Annotated in this window: 2 protein-coding genes; both read right to left on the reverse strand. The window is 72.8% G+C overall.

Annotated elements, in window-relative coordinates; translation table 11 throughout:
* Positions 1–45: 45 nt before the first annotated feature.
* On the reverse strand, positions 46–825 hold the full coding sequence (locus STRIP9103_RS08970; protein WP_009305073.1) for a hypothetical protein: 780 nt from the start codon (positions 823–825) through the stop codon (positions 46–48).
* 178 nt (positions 826–1,003) lie between these two features.
* Positions 1,004–4,126 carry a sacsin N-terminal ATP-binding-like domain-containing protein gene (locus tag STRIP9103_RS08975; protein ID WP_009305069.1) on the reverse strand — a complete coding sequence of 1,041 codons (3,123 nt, stop codon included), beginning with the start codon at positions 4,124–4,126 and terminating at the stop codon, positions 1,004–1,006.
* Between the last annotated feature and the right edge of the window lie 124 nt (positions 4,127–4,250).

The following is a 4,250-nucleotide window of genomic DNA, read 5'->3' on the forward strand; positions in this document are numbered from 1 at the left end:
TTTGTGCCGGTGGTTCCGGCCTGAGGGCCCGCGCCCTCGGACGGCTTACTTCACGTCGATGAAGTCGCCCGTGGCCGACGAGGCCGCAGTCGTCGTGGTGCCCGCGAAGACGTAGCGGTACGAACCGTCGACGCCCGCCTTGACGGTGGTGGACAGGTCACCCGTGGAGGACGACTTGACCGTCTTGACCGTCTTGTAGGAGGAGGCGTTCTTCGCCTTGAACTGCAGCTGCACCGACTGGCCGCCGAAGGCGCCGTTCACGCCGGTGTCCCAGTTGGCGCGGGTCAGCTTGCTGGTGATGGTGATGGTCGCACCCTTGGCCACCGGCTCCGGGGCGGCGTTGGCGGCCGCGAGCTGGCTGGCACGCAGCACCTTGAAGGACCTGGCGTTCTCCTTCAGGACGTAGTTGGTGTCCTTGGCCTGGGCGAGCAGCCAGGTCTTCCAGGTGCCCGCGACCTTGTTGATGGCGTTGCCGCCGGCGTCGAAGGTGTAGTTCGCCGAGCAGGTCGACTTCGTGGAGCTGACCTTCTTGCACTTGATCCAGGTGCCGCCGGACGGGGCCGCGCTGTCGGCGGTGTCGAGGGTCTTGCCGTGGAACAGGTGCGCGGCGGCACGCTGCACACCGGAGTTGTCCGTGACGGTGAAGGAGAGCTTGACCGTCTTCTTGGCCGTCGAGCCGAGGACGACGGGCTTGCCGCCGTTGACGACGACGTTGGTGACCTTGATGTTGCCGACCTTCTCATCGGCCATCGCGGCCGGCGCGGCAAAGGCGGTCAGAGCCAGGGCGCCGGTGATGACGGCACCCAGAGTGGCACGCTTGCGCAATGTTTTCCCCACGTGGTTGAGGACCCGCGGCAGAGAGCTGTCACACGGGACCCGAGTGTCTGGAGAGCCGGGTGGCTCACCAGACCAGACACGGGACGCGTGGGATTGGTTGTACGAGTTGTGAACAGGTTTCGCGAATGTTGCGCAGATCACATCCGCATGGTTTGAGAACCCCGGTTCAGTCGAACCAGCGATCCCGCGCCAACTCCTCCGTACGCGACGGGTCTTCGAGCAGGGCCGCCACCTCGAAGCGCCGCGGCCACTGGCCCGCCGCCCAGGCGAGACCGGCGGCGACGCCCTCCAGGGTGGCGGCGTGGACCACACCGTCCCTCGTCCGGCGCCAGTCCAACTCGACCCCGTCGACGACCAGTTCCTCATGCTCCACATAGGAGGACGGGGTAGCGGGGCCCAACAGGACCCGTACCGACTCCGGTACGTCGTGCTCGGTGCCCTCGGAGTCCACCTCGCCCGTCACCGACTCGCTCAGCCGCCGCACCTGGAACAGCTCGGCCAACTCGGCGGCCCGCGACGGCCGTACGGGCAGCAGCGGCACACCGGAGGTGAAGGGCAACAGGTCGGGCGAGTCGACGACGACGGCGTCGGCCGCGTCCACGACGACCACCTCGCCGTCCACCACCGCCCGCAACTCGTCCGGCAGGGTCACCTGCTCGGGGTCCAGCTCGGCCAACGCGCCATAGAGACCGTGGAGTTGAGCGGAGGTCACCTCACGGTCCGGGTCGGCCAGGCGGTCGAGGAGTTCGGCCGCCCCGCCCGGCTCGTCCAGCAGCGCCGCCACCGAGGTGCGTACGCCCAGCGCCCGCAGCACCTGCTCGTCGTCGAACCCGGTGGCGTCGGCCTCGTCGTACAGGCCGCGCAGCAGCGGGTCCCCGCCCGCGGCCAGCAGACCCGCCGGGCGGCGGCCGTCCAGGACCGGGTGGCCGCGCAGCCACCAGGCCGTGTACGGGCGTACGACCTCGTGGGTGCCGTCGGGAAGGAGGAGCCGTACGGGCTGGATGAGGGCGTCGCGCAGCGGGGGCCGGGCGAGGAGGGCGAGGGCCTGGGGCCAGCGGTCCTCGTCGACGAGGTCCAGGTCGCGGACGGCGACGATCTCCGTGGCGACCGGCGGTACGGGGCTGTCCGGGAAGCGGTCGAGGATGTCCTCGCACCATACGTCCACGGCGTCCAGCAGCCCGGCGTCGTCGGGCTCGGCGAAGTCGGAGTCGCGCGGCTCCAGTTCGTCGGGGTCGAGGACGACATCGGTGGCGCGTACGAGGGCGAAGTCGGCGAGGACTCCGCAGGCGGCCAGCGGCTGTTCACCCCAGCGTTCGGCCAACTCGGCGTCCACGAAGGCGAGTTCGTCCTCACGCATGACCTGGGCGAAGGGGCTGCCGGGGAGGACGAGTTCACCGGCGGGCGCCGGTTCGCCGTCCTCGTCGGGGAGGGCGAGGGCGCCCAGCCAGGGTTCGTCGCCCGGTTCGAGGCCGGCGTCGCGGACGAGGGTGAGGACGAGGTCGGCGAGTTCGTCGGCGTCCGGGGCGTCCTCGTCCCAGCCGAGCGGCCCCTCGTCGTCGAGCGAGGCGGCGACGGCGGCCCGTACCTGCGGGGTCGTGAGCACGGCGCGCGGGGTCGCGGGCAGGGCGCCCAGCTTCTCCAGGAGCGGATGCGCGGCGTCCGGGTGGGCGACCTTCAGACCGAGACGGGCCAGGGTCTCGGGCGGGGCCTGCGGCCCGTCGGCGGTGGGGAGCAGGATCTGACGCGGGCCGATGGTGGTGCGCCCGTCCGCGAGCGGCACCGGCAACCCGGACAGCCGGTCCGGGTCGACGCCGGCGAGGCTGTCGTACAGCTGACGCCACCAGTCGGGCGCCTTCTCCAGCCCCGCGAGCCGGTCGATCGCGTCCCCCAGCGGAAGGCGCGCGACGCCCAACGTACGCAACTCCGCGCGCCGTTCGAGCCCGGCGGGCAGAAGGCTGGGCAGCACGTCCGCGAGCACCCGTACGGTCTCGGCCCCGGCCCCCTCGACGACCTCGGCGTCACGCGGACGCAGGGCCTCCGGAAGCTCGTCATCGGGCCCGGGCGCGACGGCGCGCGGCAGGAAGGCGGTCCTGGGCAGCCGTTCGAGGATCGCCTGCCGCAGCGCCCCGTCCAGCTCGCCCTTCCCCAGCGGCCCGGGTACGAGGTCGATGATCCCCTCGCCCACCGGTTCCCAGGCGGCGAGGAGTCCGGCGTACGCGTCCGCCGCCCGCTGCACCAAGAAGTCGGTGAGCGGTCCGGGCGCGGCGTGCCGCCGGGTCGTGTCCAGCGGGAACGAGGCGATGAGCAGCGCGGGCACGCCGAGCGCCTCGTCACTCGGTGTGGGCGCGTGCAGCACGGGGCTGGTACGGGGCCGCACCGGCGCCCCGTCGGCCCCGCTGGGCACGGCCCATGTCACGGACCACCGCGGACGCAGCCGCTCCTCGACGGGCCGGTCGGCGAGCAGCGCGGGCTCGATGGTCCCGTGCGCGGTGGCTGTGCGCCAGCGCGTGGTCCCGTCCCGGGAGTCCTCGACGACGACGTACGCCCCCTCGACCCGCCGCCACAACGTCCGGGTCGGCCGGTCCCCGTTCTCGATGACGACCTCGTCGAGCCCGGGCAGCGCGAGGAGCAACGCGTCGTCGACGCCGTCCAGCAGCCGCTCGGTGAGATCCGCGGCGGCGGCGTCGCGCAGCGGCAGGATGACGACGGTGTCGTACGACTCCGGGGCGGACCCCTCGGCCGCGAACGGCAGCCGCAGCAGTGGCACGTGCCCGTCGCGACGGCGGATCTCGTCGCCCAGGCCGGGGCTGTGCCGGGCGGTGTCGGCGGCGAGCATCCGGGCCTCGGCGAGGGACCACCGAATGCCCCCGTGCCGCCCGACGACGGCGGGCTCGTCGGTCACCGCGAGCACGGCGGCGAACCCGACCCCGAAGCGCCCGACAGCCTGGTCGTGACCTTCGCGCTTGGCGGAGGCGCGGAGGGTGGACAGGGACTCGACGCCGGCCGCGTCCAGCGGGGCGCCGGTATTGGCGGCGACGAGGACGCCGTCCCGGAGGGTGAGCCGGAGCCGTCCCGGCACCTTGGCGCGGGCGGCGGCGTCGGCGGCGTTCTGCGCGAGCTCCACGACGAGACGGTCCCGGTAGCCGCCGAGTACGAGGTCCTCCTCGGCGTTGGCGTCCTCGCGGAACCGGGCCGGGCTGGTCGCCCAGGCATCCAGCACCCCGCGCCGCAGTCGGGCCGTCCCGAAGGGGTCCGCACCTTCGGCTGCCGGCCGCACGAACTTGCTCACGGTTCCACTCTCCCTGTTGCCTGGGGCACGAAGGTACCGCGTCGCTGCGCTGGCTTACGCCGGGCGCCTATGGTCTCGGGGACTGGGTTCGTTGGCGGCTGCGGGTGAGTGGGGGCTGGTCGCG

The organism is Streptomyces ipomoeae 91-03 (assembly GCF_000317595.1).
Lineage (GTDB): Bacteria > Actinomycetota > Actinomycetes > Streptomycetales > Streptomycetaceae > Streptomyces > Streptomyces ipomoeae.